Here is a 20,448-nt window from a genome sequence, read left to right as displayed (position 1 = left end):
CTCCCAACTCCGAACTTTTAACTCCAAACTCAAATGCGTAACCTTTGGATTTTCATCAGCAGATACAACGCATTTTTCCTTTTTATTATCTTTTTTACTGTTGGTATCTACCTAACGGTGAAAAACAACTCCTATCAGCGTAGCGTAACCTTAAACTCTACAAACCAAATTGTAGGCACGGCTTACGAGCGGTTAAATGTTTTTAAGCGTTATTTAAACCTTGGGATGGTTAACGATAGCCTTGCTGCTGAAAATGCCAAACTTAAAAGCCAACTGTTAAGCTTAACCACCGTTGATACCGCTAAAGATGTTAAAGTTGTTGATACAGTAACCAACCAGGATTATACCTATCTTGCAGCCAAGGTGATCAAAAACTCCATTACTTTGCGTAATAACGTCATGACCATCAATAAGGGCAGCATTGATGGCATTAAAAGTGGAATGGCCGTTATTGCTCCTCAAAAAGGTGTTGTAGGCTTTATCCGCGATGTTTCGGAACATTTGGCAACTATCCAATCGTTATTGCATAAAGACACCAAAATCAGCGTTACCCTTAAAAAGAATAATGCTTTAGGATCGTTGGTTTGGGGCGATGGCAATTTTGATATCAAAAAAGCCTTTATCAAAGAGGTACCCAACCACATTAAGATGTACGTTGGCGATACCATCGTTACTTCGGGCTTTGCTTCATTTCCGAAAGGGATCTTAGTAGGCAGGATCAGCAAGCCAAACGTAGCCACCAATGATAATTTCCTATCGGGAGAAGTTAATTTATTTACCGATTTTAGCACATTACAATACGTATATGTGGTTAAATATAAAAAAGCTGAAGAGCAAAAAGCTTTAGAAAGCGCTGTTAAACCCAATGAATAGTAGAATCATAATCGTAAATGTGATTAGGTGGTTTTTGCTACTTTTTGTGCAGATATTCCTGCTCAAGAATATGGGCTTTTACGATCTTTCTACGCCATTTATCTATGTGCTGTTTTTACTTCTGCTTCCATTTGGCATACCCAACATTGTATTATATCTTTTGGCATTCGGGACAGGATTAACCCTCGATGCCTTTTATGATACCATGGGCGTGCACGCTACGGCCTGCGTGGTGCTGGCTTTTGTAAGAATATCCTTTATATCCATCAGTTTAAACCGCGACGCAATTGACGACCCAGAACCATCCTTAAGTTATATGGGTTTCCAATGGTTTTCACTTTATGCTTTTCTCTGCGTTATTGCACATCATTTGGTGCTGTTCTTTTTAGAAACATTCAGGTTAACCGAAGTTGGTTATACCTTAATGAGATGCGGCTTAAGTTGTATCTTTACACTGCTTATTATTTTATTGGTAGAGTTTATATTCTATAGAAGAACACCTCGTTAATGGATCAGTTATTTAACCGGAAATATATCGTTCAGGGATTATTTATTGTAATCGCGCTGATTTTGTTGGGTAAATTATTTTATATCCAGATTATCAGCGATAAAGCGTTCAGCTCTGCCGAAAGTAACGTGTTGCGTAAAATTTACAAATACCCTGCCCGTGGTGCCATTCTTGATCGTAACATGAAAGTAATTGTGCAGAACGAACCTGTTTATGATTTAATGGTCATCCCAAATGAGGTTAAACCTTTTGATACTTTAGCACTTGCCAATGCCCTGGAAATTACCGTTGAAGATGTGCGTAAAAAACTGAAAAAAGCAAGGGCACAATCTACTTACCAGTCCACTTTTTTTGAACGGCAGATTTCAGTACAAAGTTACGCCCGCTTGCAGGAAATCATGTACCGTTTTCCGGGTTTCAGAACACAGGACAGAACGATCAGGCATTACCCGGACAGTATTGCCGGCCAGCTTTTTGGCTATGTTAAGGAAGTAAGCCCCGATGATATTGAAAAATCTGAAGGTTACTATAAACCTGGCGATTTTATTGGCAAAAGCGGTTTAGAGCGTTCTTATGAAAATTTTTTACGTGGCGAAAAAGGGGTGATCAATACCTTGTACGATGCCAAAAACATTGCCCAGGGCAGCTATGCCAATGGAAAATATGATGTCAATGCCGTATCAGGTGAACGCTTAATTTCTTCTTTAGACATCAGGATTCAACGTCTTGGCGAAGAGCTGATGAAAAATAAGGTAGGGGCAATTGTAGCTATCGAACCGGCAACGGGAGAGATTTTGGCTTTCGTGAGCAGTCCGGGATATGATCCTAACCAATTAGTAGGTAAAGATTGGGGAAAAAACTACATGAATTTGATAGCAAACCCTTACCGTCCGCAGCTTATACGGCCTATTGCAGGGCAGTATTCGCCGGGATCGTCATTTAAACCGGTTGATGCACTTGTTGCCTTGCAAGATGGCGCTATCGATCCAAATACCACCTTTTTCTGTCCGGGTTACTACATGGCCGGAAACCATAAAGTGAAATGCGAACACGTAGACGGTACCATTAACATGCAAAGGGGTATCGCCCGTTCCTGCAATACTTATTTTTGCCATGTTTTTCAGAACATCATCACTAAAAACGGCATGAAAAACCAACGCCAAACCTATGCGCACTGGCACGAACAGATCATGAAATGGGGTTTTGGCCAGAAGTTGGGCATCGATATGCCTTTCGAAAAAAAGGGCATCTTCTATCCGGCAGAACATTATGATAAAATTTATGGTAAACGGTGGGGATACACCACTGTAATTTCGCAGGCGATTGGGCAGGGTGAAATTACCTCTACCCCATTGCAAATGGCCAATGTGATGGCTGCCATTGCCAACCGTGGTTATTATTTAAAACCGCACCTAATTAAAGGAATTGGCGATAAAAATGTGGTGAAGAAAGAGTATGTGGTTAAAAATTATGTAGGTGTTGATGCACAATATTTCCCTATAGTAATTAACGGAATGAGAGATGCAGTTAACAGCCCATGGGGAACAGCAAAAGAATCGCAAATACCCAATATCACCATGTGCGGTAAAACCGGCACGGTACAAAATCCACACGGCAAAAACCACTCGGTATTTATCGGCTTTGCACCAATGGACCAACCTAAAATTGCCATTGCCGTGATTGTAGAAAATGGTGGCTACGGAGGATCTTATGCTGCACCAATATCGAGTTTTATCGTTGAAAAATATTTAACTGACAGTATTAAACCACGTTCTAATGGGTATACTGTAAAAGCGTTCTCAGAAACCAATCTTTTACCTGCTTTGATCGATAAGACAAAAAAGGTTAAATTGACGAAATTGGATAGTTTAAACCTGAAAAAGGCAGATTCGCTTAAAAAGGTTAAAGACAGTTTAAAAATAAAGCCGGCAATAATAAAGCAAACCTCTACTAAAAAGCCTAAAGTAAACCAAGCCATTGTAAACCATAAACCTGTAACCAATAAATAAAGATGCAACAACAGGGAAACCGTTTCTTTTTTAATGTAGACTGGATTACCGTTTTAATCTACATAGCATTGTGTGCAATTGGCTTTATCAATGTTTATGCTTCTATCTACAATCCCGATAAAGCAACAGGCTTCGATTTTTCGAGCAGTTATGGCAAACAGCTAATTTACGTAATTACAGGGCTGATATTGGGCTTATCGATCTTATTGTTCGACGGAAGGTTATTTAACGTATTTGCACCTTTTATTTATGGCGCTACGCTCTTTTTACTCGTTGTAGTATTATTTGTGGGCCGCAATGTAGGCGGGAACCAGGCCTGGATCCCTATTGGTTCTTTTAGGCTGCAACCCTCAGAATTTGCCAAATTTGGCACCGCCCTGCTTTTGGCGAGGTATGTGAGTACGTTTAATCCCAAATTCAGGGATTTTAAATCGATCGTCATTGCCGGACTTATTGTACTGGCGCCACTTTTACTCATCATGTTGCAACCCGATACAGGTTCGGCATTGGTGTTTCTTGCCTTTATGTTCCCTTTATACCGCGAGGGTTTATCAGGCTATTTTCTTCTGATCTTCTTAGGAATGATTGTATTGTTTGTTGCTGATTTCCTGGTGCCAACTTATGTACTAGTCCTTATTCTGACGACCATTGGCGGACTTTTCATTTATAATAACAGGAGAAAACAAAAAATCATTATTTCAACCGTTCTGGTCACCATTATTGCGATTGTGTATCTTTTTGTGGTTAAAATTGCTTACGAAAAAGTTTTAGCTCCCCATCAGCGTAGCCGTATCGAATTGATGTTGGGCCTTAAGGCTGATAACAAGGGAGCAGGCTATAATGTAATTCAATCGCAGATTGCCATTGGCTCGGGGCAGGCAACCGGTCGTGGTTTTTTACAGGGTACCCAAACTAAATATGGTTATGTACCTGCTCAAAGTACCGACTTCATTTTTTCTACCATTGGCGAAGAATGGGGCTTTGTGGGCTGTTCGGTTGTAATCGGCCTATACCTATTCTTATTGCTCAGGCTGATCAACCTGGCTGAAAGGCAACGGTCTACCTTCTCCAGGGTTTATGGCTATAGTGTGGCCTGTATCCTGTTTTTCCACGTGTTTATCAATATCGGGATGACGATTGGGATCATTCCCGTAATCGGTATTCCATTACCATTCATCAGCTACGGCGGATCGTCATTATGGAGTTTCACCATCCTGTTGTTTATCTTTTTAAAACTGGATTCTAACCGTATGGGATTTATTTAGTCCTAAGTCAGGAGTCCTTAGTCTGGAGTCAATACCTCAACAGAGATGCGTCATCCTGAATAAATTTTAACCGGCATTACAAATGCTAATCCCGTGCATGTTGGTTATAAACAACAAATACATGATAGATACTGAAACAAGTTCAGTATGACGAAAACCGGTCGTTTACTGATCCATCACCCTACTTACTAAACCTTCTGTTCAGCAGCTCGTAAAACTGATCAACAGTAGCCTGTTTATTGGCCCAGTTATTTTTCGCAGCGTAATTATTTTGAAGGTAGGTGTCGGCAGCTTCGAAACTGCTCATTTTATTAATGATATCAATAACTTCCGAGTAGGCCAGGTTATATCCGCCAAACAGGTCTTTAATAAAAAGTAATTTTTCATTTAGGCTAATTGCCTGCTTTAAATCAGCAATTGGCGCTTTAACAGGCTGCTCGCTTTTTCCGTTTGTTTTGGCAAGCAGATCGTTTAAGCTTGGAGCAGGTTGTGGAGCTGGTTTTACAGGAACAGCTTCGGGCCGAAATAAAGGCCGCTCCTGCTCAACAGGTGGCGAAATAACAGGATCATCCAGTTTGACATCCCTAAGCGCCTCAATGGGTTGGCTTGACACAGAAACCGGTTCTTCTTCTTTACCAACTGCAACCGGTTCTTCAGTTGTTATTGGTGGTTCTTCTTCTACATGTCGAATTAAAAAAGGTTCCGGACCAATTTCATCTTCTTGTGTTGATATAGGCTCCGGCTGTACCCCTAAAGCTTCTTCTTTTTCATGTATTTTCTTTTTCTGAGCTAAAATCTCTGCCTCTTCTTTACTTAATGGACGGTCGAAAATTTCTTCTACAGGTTTTGCTTCATAATCAAACTGATCGTTTTCATCATGCGCATTCAATACAAATTCGAAAGTGTGGTCATCCTGATCAGGTTTGAAAAAATCATTCTTTAAAAGCGTCTCGGCTTTTTCTTCCTTACTAATTTCATCATCAATAACCTCCTGTTCCGGCTTCATATCCACCCGTTCCTCTTCTTCCTCGGCTGCTACCACCTCTTCAAGTTCCTGCGGATCAAAACACTCCTCATCTTCCAAATAACTTTTTTCGGCTTCCGGCAAGATAATGGTATTCTGTTCGGCCAACAAGGCATGGTTTCCAGGCTCGGTCTGTTTATTTTCTATTGTGGCATTTAATTTTTTGACGATATTAACATGATCAGAAAGGAAATGGGCATTGGCTAAAAAGAGTTCCAGTTCCAAATCGTTTAATTGCTGAGGATTCTGGGCTAAAAACTGGTATTGCTCATTTAATTCTGTTAAAATACTACCGATCTTTCTGAAAATATCTTGTTGGTTCATCATAAAGTTAAAACGAATTATTAGTCGATTTATGTTGGTAACTATGTGTTCAAAAATAACACATAATTCTCATATTTGTTCGGTTTAAAATTATAGAACGGACATAGGGGCATAAAAAAACAGGCATGTTATTTAGCGAACAAAATTTTAGAAGAAGGGGCGAATTTTCGGGCAGCATTGAAGTGGTATGCGGTTCCATGTTTTCGGGTAAAACCGAAGAACTGATCAGAAGGTTAAAAAGAGCTCAGATTGCTAAACTGAATGTCGAAATTTTTAAACCCCGTACCGATACACGCTACCACGAAACTGCGGTGGTTTCTCACGACTTAAACTCCATTAACTCTACCCCTGTCGACAGTGCATCGGCCATTTTATTACTGGGTACCACTACGCAGGTAGTGGGTATAGATGAGGCCCAGTTTTTTGATGATGAACTGCCAGATGTTTGTAACAAGCTGGCCCTTAAAGGCATACGCGTTATTGTTGCCGGCCTGGATATGGATTTTACAGGTAAACCCTTTGGCCCGATGCCGGCTTTAATGGCCATTGCCGAACACGTTACCAAAGTAAATGCGGTTTGTGTTTGCTGCGGAAACCCTGCCTTGTACAGTTACCGGACTGTTGCTGACGAAGCTACTGTTTTATTGGGCGAAAAAGAAAGTTACGAGCCGCGCTGCAGGGCATGTTATAATCTCGATAAAAGATAATCGCTATTCCCGATTAAACTGTATCTTTAAACATGATCTGTTATTGATATGGATAAACAATGTAAAATCAATGCTTTTAGAACCGGTTTAGCTCAATTTGTCACCTTTGAAGAAGATGAATGGGAAATCTTAAGTCAACACCTGAGTTTTTCCACGCTAAAGAAAAAGGAACATTTTATCGTTGAAGGAAAAGTATGCGACTACATGTGTTTTATTACCCGTGGTGCCGTTCGTTACTACCATATTAAAGACGGACAGGAAATTACCGGATATTTTAGCTTTGAAAATGAGTTGATGAGTGCATATAAAAGTTTCTTGAAACGCACGCTCAACACCAATTATATTCAGGCAATTGAAGAAACAGACTTGGTGATGATTTCATATCAAAATCTTCAACAAATGTTAAGTCATCCGTTATTAGCTTTAAAAATGGAGCGCTTTGGCCGGCTGGTAGCAGAACATTACATCTGTTGTTATGAAGACAGGGTTACTGCCTTTATTACCCAAAGCCCCGAAGAGCGTTACACCATGCTTGAAAAAACGGCTAAAGATATTTTCCAGCGTATTCCGCAACACTTTATTGCCAATTTTTTAGGCATTACGCCTGTCTCACTTTCCCGTATCCGCAAACGAACACTTTTGCAATAAAAGAGTTGACAACTTCGTGGTAAACAACTATTAAAGTTGTCAAATCTGAATAATCTAAAATCCTTATCTTTTGTTAACGTTTTCGTGGTTCTATGCGGCATAACTTTGAACTAATCAAAAAAACGAAGACATGCATACTATACTTGGCGCCGGCGGACCAACAGCAAACGCACTAACGAGAGAATTAATCAAAACTAACGAAACCACCAGATTAGTTAGCCGCAAACCGATTTCTACAGACCAACCCAATTTAAGCTGGGTTAAGGCCGATTTGTTAAATGAAGCTGAACTTTTCGCAGCAGCCGAGGGTTCGAAAGTAATATACCTGTGTGCCGGCTTGGTTTACGATGCCCAAATTTGGCAACAACAATGGCCCATTATCATTCAAAATGTAATTAACTTAACCAAACGTACCGGTGCCAGGCTAATTTTTTTCGATAATGTTTATATGTATGGCCTGGTAAATGGCCCCATGACTGAAGATACACCTTACCAACCCTGCAGCCTGAAAGGCAAAGTAAGGGCAAAAGTAGCTCAGCAGTTAATGGATGAGAGCAAAGCAGGCCACATTAACGTAACCATTGCCCGTGCCGCCGATTTTTACGGAACAGACTCCATGAACAGCTTTCTTGACATGATGGTTCTTGATAAATTTGCTAAAAAAGACAAAGCTCAATGGATAGGTGACGCGAATACACTGCACAGTTTTACTTACATTGAAGATGCCGGAAAAGCTTTGTTCCTGTTGGGGCAAACACCCGATTCCGGGAACCAGGTATGGCACCTGCCCACCGCAGCTCCTATAACCGGTAAAGCTTTTATCGAAATGGCTGCAAAGGTTTATGCAACCAAGCCTCAATATTTAACCATTAATAAACTGATGCTACGCTTAGTAGGTTTATTTAAAAAGGTAGTTGCAGGCACCGTAGAAATGTACTACCAGTATGATCATGACTATCATTTCGATTCAACCAAATTTGAAAAGGCGTTCAACTTTAAACCTACCACTTATTACGACGGGATTTTAAACCTATCCAAAACACTGTATAAAAAGCAGAATTGACATGAGCCGGTGTAAATTATGGTGCCAAGTATTTATCTTTGGCACCAATGATTCAAGATAATACCAAGTACGAAAGCAATGTTAAAAATATATCGATTTTAGGTTGCGGTTGGTTCGGATTGGCCCTTGCCAAAAAACTGATCGGGTTAAATTATGCGGTTAAAGGTTCTACCACAAGTCAGGATAAGTTAACCATGCTTGAAGCTGAAAATATACAGCCATTTTTAGTTGATTTTACAGCAGAATCGGTTAAAGCAGATCCAGCTTTTTTTGAGGCCGACACCTTATTTATCTGTATCCCTCCGAAGCGCAATTCCACAGAGCTCCCTGATTATCCCAACAAGATAAATTCAATTTTGACCTTTGCAAAAGATAAATCCAAACATGTGGTATTAATCAGTTCGACAAGTGTTTATGCAGATGAAAACAAAACGGTAAATGAAACCAGCAAGCCCAATCCTGATACCGATTCAGGAAGGGTCGTTTTAGCTGCCGAAATACTGTTTAAAGAATTATTTCCAGAAAACTGCACAGTGATTCGCTTTGCGGGCTTAATTGGTCCTGATCGTAACCCGGGTAGGTTTTTTGCCGGAAAAAATAATATACCAAATGGTTTAGCGCCGGTAAACCTGATCCACCAAACAGATGCGGTAGGTATTGCGGTAAAACTTTTAGAAAAACAGGCATTCGGCAGAACGTATAATGCCTGCTCGCCAAACCATCCTGCAAAAATGGATTTTTACACTTACGCGGCCAAAACCACGGGACTCGTGGTGCCTGATTTTATTTCAGAAAAGAAGGATTGGAAAATTGTGGAGAGCATAAATGTTCCAGAATTTCTGGGTTATGAGTTTGAGGTGGTGATTTAGAAATCTCTTCTTACTTTCGTCACCCTGAATTTATTTCAGGGTCTATTTTGCAAGAAAGATGTTGAAATAAATTCAGCATGACGATCGCATAAGTCAAAGAGGCCAAAAATTATCACCACGAATAAATAGTAATCGAATTAAGTTCGATAGATCTCTCGACTGCGTTGTACTTCGCTCGATATGACGAAAATCATTGTGAGGCATTTTAATTATCTCAATAAACCAATAGCAAAACCATTTAACTCAACAAGCCCAGCAACTCTTTTTTGGTTAAATTCTTAAACAAACTTCCATCTGTCTGGATCAGGTTGTTCACCAGGTCTTTTTTAGTCGCCTGCAGCTTCATGATTTTTTCTTCAATTGTATCAGGGCAGATTAGCCGTACTGCCATCACATTTTTATGCTGGCCGATCCTATACGCTCTATCTATGGCCTGGTTTTCTACCGCAGGGTTCCACCATGGGTCTACTAAATAAACATAATCGGCTTTGGTTAAATTTAATCCGGTGCCCCCGGCTTTTAAACTGATCAGAAAAACCGGTATATCAGCATTTTGTTGGAACGAGCTAACTGCTTCTGCTCTTTTACGGGTTTGCCCGGTAAGGTATTCATATTTAATGCCACGTTTTTCCAATTGCTTTTTAATCAGATCGAGCATGGTTACAAATTGAGAAAAAACAAGAATTTTATGTTTTCCGGCTTTACTCCCGATCTGTTCCATCAACACATCAATTTTTGAAGAAGCCTGTAGATAGGATTTTCCATCAGCCAATAACTCGGCCGAGTTGCAGATCTGCCGCAAGGTGGTAATACTTTTGAGTACGTGCATCGAATTTTTAGGCAGCTCATCCTCCTGTTTACCTAAAATAAAATCCTGAATTTCTTTCTTATTCGCCTCGTATACTTCGCGCTGTTCTGCTCCCATTTCGCAATACATTACAATTTCCGTTTTATCGGGCAGCTCTTTCGCTACCTGTTCTTTTGTTCTGCGAAGAATAAACGGTCTTATTTTTTTCTGGAGCTCTTCTGCCCTTCTACTGTCTTTAAACTGATCGATCGGGGTTGAATATAAATCGGCAAACTGTTGTTTACTGCCAAATAAACCGGGACAAGCAAATGACAACTGCCCGTATAAATCAAAGGTATTATTTTCAATTGGTGTACCCGTTATGGCTACTTTATTTCTCGATTGCAGCATCCGGACCGCTTTATAACGCTGTGAATCGGGATTTTTGATCAATTGCGATTCATCTAAAAATATATAGTTAAAGCGATAATCTTTTAAGAAACGGATATCAGAAAGCAGCGTTCCGTAAGAGGTTAAAATGATCTCGTAGTTATCGAAAGCATCTGTGGTTTTTGTCCTTTCGCCTGCATAAATGGTTTTCACCCTGATAGATGGAGCAAACTTCTCTGCTTCGGCTTTCCAGTTAAAAATCAACGATGCAGGAACCACCACGAGGTTGGTATTGTGTTTTACTTTTTCGCGCTGCGACAACATAAAGGCTAAAATCTGTATGGTTTTACCCAGGCCCATATCATCGGCCAGGCAAGCACCAAAATTAAAATCATCTAAAAAATTGAGCCAGTTTAACCCGTCTTTCTGGTAATGGCGAAGGGTAGCTGTTAAACCTTTTGGTATTTCCACTTCTTTGATGAAACCGGTTCCTTCAAATTTCTGCCTGTACAGTTTCAATTCGTTTTTTACATCACCATCCAGTAAAGCATCTTCATAAAGCTCGTTTATAGATGCAAATTTAATTTTTGGCGTAAGAATGGCATCTTCGGTTACTTCGCCGGCACTAAAATAAGCTGCGAATTTCTCTATCCACTCTTGGGGCAGTATGCCTTGGGTTCCATCATCTAACGTTACAAACCTGCTTTTATTCCGGATTGATTTATGGAGATGCTTTAATGCAACCTGTTGCTTGCCAAACTTTACCTTTACTTTGGTTTCGAACCAATCGGTACCGCTTAATACTTCGATGTTAATTTTCGCCTGGAATTCACTCAGTTTATTGTTTTTGAGTTTGTTGAAGCCTAAAATATGAATCCCTTTATTTCGCCATGTTTCAAAAGCATCAAGGAACCAGGCTTCTTCCAGGAACCGTTTGCGGTGCAGGTAAAAAGAATCGTTGGTTTCCTGATCGTAAAAATAAGGATGCTGTTTCAAAACGTTACCAATAAACTGCAGTTCTGCTTTTTCATCGCGGTGCAAGGTAAAAAGATTACCAAGTTTATCCTGTGCCTGGATCTGCTTTTTAGATAACACAGGGATTTCCAGGTTGCCATAACGCATTACCGGCGTGATGAGAATGTAATCTTCAGATTCTGACAGATAGATCAGCTGCTCGTTTTCAAGGTCGAAACCTTTTTCTTCGATCTGGCTTTTGGTAGCAGGTTTTAAATAAGAATAATCGACATGGATACTTCCTTCTAAAGGCACCAGGATAACCTTTTGAAACTCCTGATATTTGGTTTTGTGCAGGATTAATCTATTGCTCTGCTTTTTAAAAAAACCAATTACACGTAGAAAATCGAGCCTCCCGATTAAATATAGTTGGTTGTTAAGTTTAATAAAATACTGATGTACCAATACCAGGTTATCCAACTCATATGATTTTCCTTCGATAATCAATCGGCCGGTGATTTCATAATAATCATGGCGTTGATTTACTGAAAGCCGCAAGTCTACATCCAATAGATGCGCCTCAACCGCAGTAAGGGTTGAAGCTTGGATCATCCCGGACGGCTTACTGTCCTGCAGGTAAAACGGGATCTTTTGCGGGTTTTTCACAATCGCCTTTAAGGCTTCAATTTCCCCATCGCTTTGATCATGATTATAGTTCTGTTGAAAAGTGGTAATTCCGCTAAAAAACTTCAGCAGGTGACTATCTTCTGTTTTAAATATTAAATCGGCTGGGTTAATTAGTTTTAAAGGATTTTTAACCTTGCCATTTTTAGTAATTCCGGCTTCGAATAACTCTACTGTTAAATGGTTGTAATACCGGTGTTGCCCCAAAACCAGGATCATTTTACCCAGATCGTTTTTTACCGGCATTTTTGTTCCGGATTTGTTTGCCGGCAGTAAAAGTTCCTGCAGATTTTGCTGGATTTCTTTATTGAATGGCTGGAGGGCATCCATCTTCGGCCGGATCACTACCTGGCCGTCTTCATATCGAAGATTAAACAAAAGGTCGAGATCCTCTTCCTTTTCCAATCCGTAATCAATCGCAATTTTGGCAAGCTTTTGTTTCCTCAGGTTGCTATCGAAAAAAATGAGCAGATCCTGGCGTTGGAGGATATTGTACAAAACCCTTGCCTGGTGCTCACAAAGTTTATACTTCGGCGTTGTGCAACGGCAGGAAAGTTTTACGGAGTTTTCATTTTGCTGAACCAAAACAATTGGGAAAGGTAATCCGGAAGCCTCATCGCTAAAGGCTGCAAAATCCAGCTCAATCTGTTCAGGGAAAAGCTGGTAAAAGCCTTTAACATCCGTATGGATCAGTCCGCTTAAATGTTTGAGGATAACAATCTGGCTCAGATTTTTCAGGTTAAAATCCTCTAAAATATAATCGTAAGGATGTTGTTCTGATACCGGATGTGTTGTTACCTGTTCACTCATTTATATTAAATAGCTAAGTGATAAAAGTAATCATTAATACGTTTTTAACTAAACCCTCTTCTAAGGTTTTTATGCACAATTGATCAAGGGAACCGTCATTTCGAATTGCATGAAGCTACATTTCTCTACAACAATTTATCGCATTTGAAGAGCAGAAATCCGCTTTACAATATCTTCAATTACATTAACCGATCTGAGGATTTTATAATGCCCTACGTCTTCAAAAGATTTTGCACTGATTGCAGGATATTGATCTAAAAATTCTTTAAGAAATGGATAAGGCGAAATGTGATCAGCGGGATCATAGGCCAGAAAATGATCTACGTCCGGACCTAATTCATACAGTTCAGTCAGGTTAAAGTGGCTCACCGGCATAGAAAATTCTTTGGCAAAGTTGCTAAAAAATATATCCTGGTCTTTAGCTTCAATGTTTACCGAATTTAAGCTTTGCTCAAAGTTCTCTTTCAGCCTGATTAATGGCGCAATGCTAATGAGCAGATGGGACGTTATACCAAGTGCCTGTAATGCAATTACATTGGCCATACCACCAAGTGAATGTCCGATCAGGATATCAGGTTTTGCATAGTTTAAGGCAATAGATGTTACTGAATCGGCATATAACATCAGGTTGGAAAATTCAGAAATTGAACTTCCGTTTCCTGGAGCATCAAAAGCAATGATCTCTAAATCTTCTATTTTTTGGAGCTCAATAATCAACTCATAAAAATCCAAAGCTTTTGAAGCCCAGCCGTGCGTAAGTAACACTTTCCTGTTCCGTTTCCCCAGCTAAAACAGTTAATGGTCACGTTTGCTTTGGTAAAATAGGTATCAAAAACCTGAAGACTAAACTGTTTTGATGCGGCAATAAGCTCTTCCTGATGAAGGCGTAAAGGCATTTTGGGTGAATAAAAAATAAATTCACGCATTAAGGCGGCATCAGGTGCTTCCTGTGTTAATTTAAGCCAGTTTACAATTTGCTTTAGCCTTTTCAATTCGAGCTTGTTTATGTATTAAACCAAATGTGACTTTAAATCAGCTGGCGAATAGTTGATCGATTTTAAAGTCTTATCGTCTGATTTTCTGAATACCAAAAACAATCCATCGATTTCTTTATAATAAGATTCGGTCTGATCTTTATCCAGGTAAAACTGAATAGTTTGCTCTGCTTCTTCTATGGTTTTACAGGCCTTACTCATGTTAGAGCGGTGCACCTCGTCGAACAACGTTTTAAATTTTCCACCCAGACCAAACTCGTGAATGGCACCAGCCAAAACATACTGTAAATCGCAAAGGGCATCGGCAACTTCTACCAGGTCATTATTGTCTACTGCTTCCTGCAATTCTTTCAATTCTTCAGCTAAAAGCGCAATACGTAAATTGGCCCTCTGTTTGGAAGGGATAACCGGACTTTCTAAAATAGGATGTTTAAAAGTAGTATGAAATTCTGCAACCTGGCTTAGCGAATTAGTTTCCTGCATGGTGATTTTGATTTAATCTTTGGCAAACTTAAAAAAATCGGGAGAAATTCTGGGGAGAATTTATGAACATGATAAAAGGGTTAATTGGTTAACTGTTTAAATTGGTTAACTGCAAATTGCCAACTGGATTGCTAAATTGCGGCATTGCTAAATTGTTAACTTCAAATTGCCAACTAGAAACTGTTTAAAATGGTTAATCGGTTAACTGTTGAAACTGGTTAATTGAAAGACGAATCCCAACAATTGAACAATCTGACAATTCAACAATATTTAACTATTCCTCAATTACCAGGTTAACCGTTTTTCTTTCCTTCCCTCACCACTTTAAAAAATTCTTCTTTATAGGTGTCGCCAATGGGAATGGCCTGATCGTTAATATAAACGGTGTTTCCATCTATCATTTTAATTTTTTCGATGGAGATAATGTACGATTTGTGTATCCGGTAAAAAGGCGGCTGTGGTAGTTCAGTTTCCAGCTCCCGCAGTGCCTGGTAGGTCACAATTCTTTGGTGAGCGGTATATACCGAAACATAATTCTTCAACCCCTCTATGTAAAGTATATCGTTATAATTCACCTTGATAAACTTGTTCTTGGTATCCCCTTTAATGAAAATAAAATCATTTCCCTGTGTTACCGGCTGTACAGCAACTTCCTGCGGAGTGGGTACTACAGGCATTAAAATTTGTTGCGCTTTAGTAGCTGCTTTATAAAAACGCTCATACGAGACCGGTTTTAACAAATAATCTACCACATCAAGATCAAAACCTTCTAAAGCGTATTCGGGATAAGCCGTGGTTAAGATGACCTTACATTTGCCACCACAGATCTTTAAAAATTGAATCCCGGTTAATTCAGGCATCTGTATATCTAAAAAAACAAGGTCTACTTTTCCTTCCTGCACCAGGTTAAGTGCCTCAAAAGCATTGGTAGTGGTTCCAATCAAGGTTAAAAAAGGAGTTTTATTAATAAAGGCAGCAATAATATCTGAAGCGTAAGATTCATCATCAACAGCGAGGCAACGGATCATAGGTAACGGTTATGGGGTTAGCGTTTAGGAATAAGCTTAATAAAGTATTTCAATAATGCAAATTATCCATTAGAGATTTAAGATCAAAGTGCTTTTGTAGGTATTACCATTATTAGAGATCAACAATTCATGTTTCTCGGGGTAAATCAAATCTAACCTGCGGTGGATATTAACCATACCAACACCGCTGGAGTGGTCTTTCTGCGCGTGACTGATCTTATTGCTTACCTCGAAACTTAACCGTTTGTTATGCACTTTCAACTTAATGCGCACTGGCTGGGCTTCATCATTCACCACACCATGTTTAAAAGCATTTTCAACAAATGGGATCAATATCAGCGAAGCTATTTTTTGGTCAGTAATCCCCTCCGTTATAAAATCGACATAAAACTTTGGTTCAAAACGCATTTTAAAAAGTGCTATATAACTCTCTAAATATTCCACTTCCTTACTTAAAATTACTTTACCATCCGGACTATCATTTAGGGTATAACGCATCAGATCTGATAAACGCAAAACAGCATTGGCCAACTGGTCGGAAACGGGAATAGCCAGGGAGTAAACATAATTTAAGGTATTGTACAAAAAGTGCGGATTGATCTGCGATTTTAAAAATGAAAGTTCCGCTTTCACCACTTCTTCCTTAAGTTTACGGTTCACCTGCTCCGATTTAAAACTCTGTTCAATACCATAAACCGCAGCGGGCACCACAATAAAAGCAATAGTCCAATAAATGTTATCAGATATATATTCCCAGGCGGTAACTCTACTGTCATAATTATGAAAACCAAACCATTTTAAATAAAGCACCTCCTCTATTAAATAACGGAGAGATATAAATACTGCCATCGTAAACAGAATACCGCCAATGAGCTGTGGTACTTTATTTTTCTTTAAAAACCGTGGATATACCCATAGGTAACAGATATAAAATTCTATCAACTGGATAAAATTCATGGATACATTAAAGGCAATCTTGTTAAATGTAGTTCCAGATATTAAGACGCCTCCGTAGAAATAACCCAATATAAGTAACCAGCACACGATGTGAATAGAAATAATTTTAACTGTTTTCATGGCCTAAAACTATACAAAGCTTTTCTAATCGCCTATTTTCTTATTCCAAACATGCAAATAATTATCCCAACCCCTGACATTAGAGGATGAACACCTTTTATTGCTTCAAAAAGCATTGGGATAATATTTTTAAGGGTTGGGATTATATAGTTTTTAGCCTCATGCAGCCTCTTCATCTTTGAACCGTCAATATAAAACAAACGATGATGAAGCTATTATTTAAATCTGCTCTATTTGCCCTACTTATTTTTAACCTTCAAACTGCTTTTGCTCAAAACATTAAGGTATCAGGAACCATTACCGACAAAAGTAAAAAAGCTCTCGATTATGCATCAGTAGCATTAATCCACTTACCCGATTCGGCTTCAGTTGCTTCGCAAGTCACTAACCAACAAGGTTTATATGAGTTCAGCAATGTTAAATCAGGGAGGTATCTGATCAAAGCCCTAATGATGGGTTATGGAAAAAACCAATCTGAACCATTCGAGGTAAAAGCTATGGCTGTTAAGGTTCCGGTAATTATGCTGGCAGACCAGGCTCAAAACCTGAAAGAGGTAAACATTATATCTAAAATGCCGGTAATTGATCAAAAAGCAGACCGTGTGATCGTAAACGTAGAACAGATGAATACTGCAGGCGATAATGCCTTGGAAGTAATCAGCAGATCGCCAGGGGTAAAACTGGATAAGGATGACAACATCATACTGAAGGGGAAAAATGGAATCAATGTAATGATCGATGGAAAAATGAGTTATATGACGGGCCTGGAATTAACCACTTACCTAAAATCGTTGCCCGGATCAGTACTGAGCAAAATAGAACTGATTTCCAACCCTCCATCTGCTTTCGATGCGGCGGGCACGGCTGGGATCATCAACATCAAACTCAAAAGAAATAAAATGCAGGGCTTTAACGGGAACATGAACCTGGGTGGCGGCTACGGCCGTTATGAAAAAGTTTATGCCGGAACCAACCTCAATTATAATATCGGAAAGCTCAGCACTTATATACGGTTAGATGCCGGACATTATAATTCATACAACAGGTTAACGTTAAACAGGACCATTGACACCGAACAATATAACCAGCTTAATTTCTGGCATCCGGTAACCAACAGCCTAAATTACGCTACCGGTGCCGATTATTTTATCAACGACAAACATACCTTGGGACTAATGGTGAAAGGATTTAGTGCTCCTGAAGAAACAAAAGTAAACAGCAATTCGGTTAATTATAATGCGGCCGGCATAAAAATGGGGGCAACATCAATGTTCAATCCTCAAAGTAATACCGAAAAAAACCATGCCCTTAATCTAAACTACCGTTTTAAAACAGATACCTTGGGTGGAGAATTGGGTGTTGACGCAGATTATGTTCGATACGATAACAGCAAAGACGAAACCTTTACCAATACTTATCTCGATACGGATGATCAGCTGATCGGCAATCCAATCAATTTACGTAACAAAGGCATGGGCAAGGTTTCTATCTATTCGATCAAGGCCGATTATAGCATCAATTTTTCAAAAACATTAAAAATGGAAACCGGCTGGAAGAGCAGCTGGGTAAGATCGCAGAGCGATGTGCGTTTCGATTCGTTAAAAACGGAAGGCTGGGTTAATGATCCCCGCAGGACAAACGCCTTTCTATACCATGAGAATATCAATGCAGGTTATCTTTCTCTTGACAAAAGTTTTAAAACGATCCAGATCAAAGCGGGCTTACGTGCAGAACAAACCCTTGGTAATGGCAGTTCATCAGGCACGAATACCTTGATTGACCGAAAATACTGGAAGCTTTTCCCAACGCTTTTTGTTTCGCTAAAAATCGATTCCAACAACCTTGTAACCGCGGCATACCGTAAGAGCATCAACAGGCCATCATACAGTAGCTTAAACCCTTTTACCTTTTATTCTGACCCATATACAGCTTTACAGGGCAACCCGTTACTACAACCATCTTACGCCAATAGCTTTGAATTTAATTACTCCATCAAAAACTTCAGGGTACTTACCTTAAGTTATTCGGTAAGCGACGGTTCGATATGGGAAGTGGTTTATCAGAACAATAACACAAAAGAAAGTATCTCGAAACCAGAAAACCTGAACAGAACTACAAACTTTTACATGGCCACAGGCAGCCCTTTCGATGTAACCAAATGGTGGAACAACAGTACCGAAGTTTCGGTTGGTTATAACCGCACCGAATCGGCAGTACAGGGAAATGGTTATAACGCTTTCTCATGGAATTGGTCGGTCATGATGGATAATACGATCACCCTGCCTAAAAACTATAGCCTGTCAACCTATGCTTATTACGATTCTCCTTCAGTTTCCGGTCTTTTCCACAGCTTGGGGAGTTATCAGTTAAATATTGGTGCTAAAAAATCATTCTGGAATAAAAATGCAACACTGGCCCTAAAAGTAAATGATATTTTTAATACAAGTAAATTTAGAGCCAACCTGGAATACAACAACATTAAAACTTACTGGCAGAACGAATGGGAAAGCCGTAGAATTAATTTAAGTTTCACCTATAAATTCGGAAATATGAAAATTAAAACCGCCCGCAGGAGGCAAACGGGAACAAGTGATGAGGAAAACAGGGTAGGTAAAAATTAGGTTTGAATAAGGTTAATTGCATAAATCGGTTAACTGTTAAAATTGAGAAATCCAATTCAGTTAACCGATTAACCAGTTCTAACAACTAACCACCTACAGTACCAATAGCATCCATACATTGCAGGCAAAATGCCCCGAATTACCCAACGGTGCAGCGAGTTTTTTAAAACCTGCCTTTTCGTACATGGCAATTGCGGTGGTAAGCTCCGGAAACGATTCTAAATACACTTCATTGTAACCAAAATGCTGTGCCGATTCTATACTTTTCTCCATGAGCATCCTGCCAATACCCTTTCCCCGGGAGGATGCCGAGGTGTATAGCTTAACCAGTTCAACACAACCATCTGGCAAGCCGTCTGTTGGATAGATGCCACAGCCCCCAATAATAACCCCATCTTCTTCAGCCAGCCAATAAGCAGATTGAGGATGTTCAAAAACTTTAGAAAGTTCGTCGGTTGTAGGATCAGTGTACACAGTACCAGGCCTGTCTATTTTAAATTCTCTTAAGACCGTCCTGATCATTAAAGCAGTAGCTGCATTATCTTGTGGAGTGATGTTCCGGAGGGTAATAGCCATATTTTTTATTTTTTGTAAAGTTAATAACTTGGATCAATTGTTAACCGGGTTCATTGTAGCTATTACTCAACAATTGCTCAATTTTAAAGCAGCATCTTCTAAAATAGTTTTAGTATTTTGGCGTTATGAATAACATGAAAGAAAAACTATTGCTTTTCCTCTTTACCATAAGCATTTTTGGTTGTGGAATAAACAGGCAGGCACAGCAGATAAAAGCCCTTGAAAACTGCACCTATAAAATTACCAGTGTGCAACAGGTATCAATTGCAGGCACCGATGTTAAAAAGCTAATGGACCAGCAAAGTTTTAGCTTAACTAATTTACCGGGGATTGCCTTGGGCCTGTTAAGAAAAGATATTCCTTTAAAAGCCAATCTGAATTTAGAAATAACCAACCCTTCCGGTAATTTAGCGGCAATAAACCAGTTCGAATACAAGATATTGGTTAACAATACCGACCTGGCAGAAGGCACAGTTAATCAAAATGTAAGCATTGGCCAAAATCAAACGGTTACCGTTCCGGTTCAATTGGTGAGCAACATTTATGGATTGGTATCCAATGGAAATATTTTTAATGACATTATTAAGGCTGCCCAGAAGGGATCATCTTCAAAAGATGAAAAACTGGGGTTATTAACCATAAAAATAAAACCAACCTTTATGTTGGGCAATACACCGGTTAAATATCCAGGCTACATCACCATAAATAAAGATATCAGCAGTAAAATATTATTGTAAATACCAGTCTAATAAA

At 39.4% G+C, this 20,448-nt stretch carries 18 protein-coding genes; 10 read left to right on the top strand and 8 right to left on the bottom strand.

Going from position 1 to position 20,448, the window contains the following annotated elements:
- Positions 1 to 33: 33 nt before the first annotated feature.
- Genes mreC through rodA form a run of 4 tightly spaced genes read left to right on the top strand, consistent with a single transcriptional unit; the run spans position 34 to position 4,655 of the window.
- The gene (gene mreC, locus GGQ60_RS09305) at positions 34 to 873 is read left to right on the top strand and encodes a rod shape-determining protein MreC (protein WP_183762783.1); all 840 of its coding nucleotides are present in this window, start codon (positions 34 to 36) and stop codon (positions 871 to 873) included.
- Positions 866 to 1,381 carry a rod shape-determining protein MreD gene (locus GGQ60_RS09300; protein WP_183762780.1) on the top strand — a complete coding sequence of 172 codons (516 nt, stop codon included), beginning with the start codon at positions 866 to 868 and terminating at the stop codon, positions 1,379 to 1,381. The genes mreC and GGQ60_RS09300 overlap by 8 nt, the downstream gene beginning before the upstream one ends.
- Positions 1,381 to 3,390: a penicillin-binding protein 2 gene (gene mrdA / locus GGQ60_RS09295; RefSeq protein ID WP_183762777.1), complete on the top strand. Its 2,010-nt coding sequence runs from the start codon at positions 1,381 to 1,383 to the stop codon at positions 3,388 to 3,390. Before GGQ60_RS09300 ends, mrdA begins: the two co-directional genes overlap by 1 nt.
- Positions 3,391 to 3,392: 2 nt before the next feature.
- Positions 3,393 to 4,655, top strand: coding sequence for a rod shape-determining protein RodA (gene rodA / locus GGQ60_RS09290; RefSeq protein ID WP_183762774.1), 1,263 nt, complete (start codon positions 3,393 to 3,395; stop codon positions 4,653 to 4,655).
- Between the two features lie 181 nt (positions 4,656 to 4,836).
- Here rodA and GGQ60_RS09285 read toward each other — a convergent pair whose 3' ends face one another.
- On the bottom strand, positions 4,837 to 6,006 hold the full coding sequence (locus tag GGQ60_RS09285) for a DUF8457 domain-containing protein (RefSeq protein WP_183762771.1): 1,170 nt from the start codon (positions 6,004 to 6,006) through the stop codon (positions 4,837 to 4,839).
- Positions 6,007 to 6,128: 122 nt separating this feature from the next.
- On the opposite strand from GGQ60_RS09285, the gene GGQ60_RS09280 reads away from it, so the two are divergent.
- From GGQ60_RS09280 to GGQ60_RS09265, 4 genes are all read left to right on the top strand, one after another.
- Complete coding sequence (locus GGQ60_RS09280) at positions 6,129 to 6,710, top strand: thymidine kinase (protein WP_183762768.1); 582 nt, start codon at positions 6,129 to 6,131, stop codon at positions 6,708 to 6,710.
- A gap of 48 nt (positions 6,711 to 6,758) precedes the next feature.
- Positions 6,759 to 7,358 carry a Crp/Fnr family transcriptional regulator gene (locus GGQ60_RS09275; RefSeq protein ID WP_183762765.1) on the top strand — a complete coding sequence of 200 codons (600 nt, stop codon included), beginning with the start codon at positions 6,759 to 6,761 and terminating at the stop codon, positions 7,356 to 7,358.
- A 130-nt stretch (positions 7,359 to 7,488) separates the two neighbouring features.
- The gene (locus tag GGQ60_RS09270; protein WP_183762762.1) at positions 7,489 to 8,421 is read left to right on the top strand and encodes an NAD-dependent epimerase/dehydratase family protein; all 933 of its coding nucleotides are present in this window, start codon (positions 7,489 to 7,491) and stop codon (positions 8,419 to 8,421) included.
- A 47-nt stretch (positions 8,422 to 8,468) separates the two neighbouring features.
- A complete protein-coding gene (locus GGQ60_RS09265) occupies positions 8,469 to 9,290 on the top strand; it encodes an SDR family oxidoreductase (RefSeq protein WP_183762759.1) in 822 nt (273 codons plus the stop codon).
- Between the two features lie 238 nt (positions 9,291 to 9,528).
- Here GGQ60_RS09265 and GGQ60_RS09260 read toward each other — a convergent pair whose 3' ends face one another.
- The 6 genes from GGQ60_RS09260 to GGQ60_RS09235 form a co-directional block, all read right to left on the bottom strand.
- A complete protein-coding gene (locus GGQ60_RS09260; RefSeq protein WP_183762756.1) occupies positions 9,529 to 12,915 on the bottom strand; it encodes a DEAD/DEAH box helicase in 3,387 nt (1,128 codons plus the stop codon).
- A gap of 135 nt (positions 12,916 to 13,050) precedes the next feature.
- On the bottom strand, positions 13,051 to 13,680 hold the full coding sequence (locus GGQ60_RS09255; protein WP_183762753.1) for an alpha/beta fold hydrolase: 630 nt from the start codon (positions 13,678 to 13,680) through the stop codon (positions 13,051 to 13,053).
- Positions 13,629 to 13,907: a hypothetical protein gene (locus GGQ60_RS09250; RefSeq protein WP_183762750.1), complete on the bottom strand. Its 279-nt coding sequence runs from the start codon at positions 13,905 to 13,907 to the stop codon at positions 13,629 to 13,631. Before GGQ60_RS09250 ends, GGQ60_RS09255 begins: the two co-directional genes overlap by 52 nt.
- A gap of 18 nt (positions 13,908 to 13,925) precedes the next feature.
- A complete protein-coding gene (locus GGQ60_RS09245; RefSeq protein ID WP_183762747.1) occupies positions 13,926 to 14,393 on the bottom strand; it encodes a pyrophosphohydrolase domain-containing protein in 468 nt (155 codons plus the stop codon).
- A 293-nt stretch (positions 14,394 to 14,686) separates the two neighbouring features.
- Positions 14,687 to 15,421 (bottom strand): LytR/AlgR family response regulator transcription factor, encoded by a 735-nt coding sequence (locus GGQ60_RS09240; RefSeq protein ID WP_183762744.1) that lies wholly within the window; start codon positions 15,419 to 15,421, stop codon positions 14,687 to 14,689.
- A 69-nt stretch (positions 15,422 to 15,490) separates the two neighbouring features.
- A complete protein-coding gene (locus GGQ60_RS09235; protein WP_183762742.1) occupies positions 15,491 to 16,498 on the bottom strand; it encodes a sensor histidine kinase in 1,008 nt (335 codons plus the stop codon).
- 203 nt (positions 16,499 to 16,701) lie between these two features.
- Here GGQ60_RS09235 and GGQ60_RS09230 point away from each other — a divergent pair, with 203 nt between their 5' ends.
- The gene (locus tag GGQ60_RS09230) at positions 16,702 to 19,119 is read left to right on the top strand and encodes an outer membrane beta-barrel family protein (protein WP_183762739.1); all 2,418 of its coding nucleotides are present in this window, start codon (positions 16,702 to 16,704) and stop codon (positions 19,117 to 19,119) included.
- 93 nt (positions 19,120 to 19,212) lie between these two features.
- Here the strand turns inward: GGQ60_RS09230 and GGQ60_RS09225 are convergent, their stop codons facing one another.
- Entirely contained in the window at positions 19,213 to 19,695 is a 483-nt protein-coding gene (locus tag GGQ60_RS09225; RefSeq protein WP_183762736.1) for a GNAT family N-acetyltransferase, read from the bottom strand.
- Positions 19,696 to 19,829: 134 nt separating this feature from the next.
- Between GGQ60_RS09225 and GGQ60_RS09220 the strand changes: the two genes are divergently transcribed.
- Entirely contained in the window at positions 19,830 to 20,432 is a 603-nt protein-coding gene (locus GGQ60_RS09220; RefSeq protein ID WP_183762733.1) for an LEA/WHy family protein, read from the top strand.
- Positions 20,433 to 20,448 lie beyond the last annotated feature (16 nt).

Origin of the sequence: Pedobacter zeae (assembly GCF_014196715.1) — a bacterium.
Classification (GTDB): Bacteria; Bacteroidota; Bacteroidia; order Sphingobacteriales; family Sphingobacteriaceae; genus Pedobacter; species Pedobacter zeae.
This window is presented reverse-complemented; position numbering and strand designations above follow the sequence as displayed.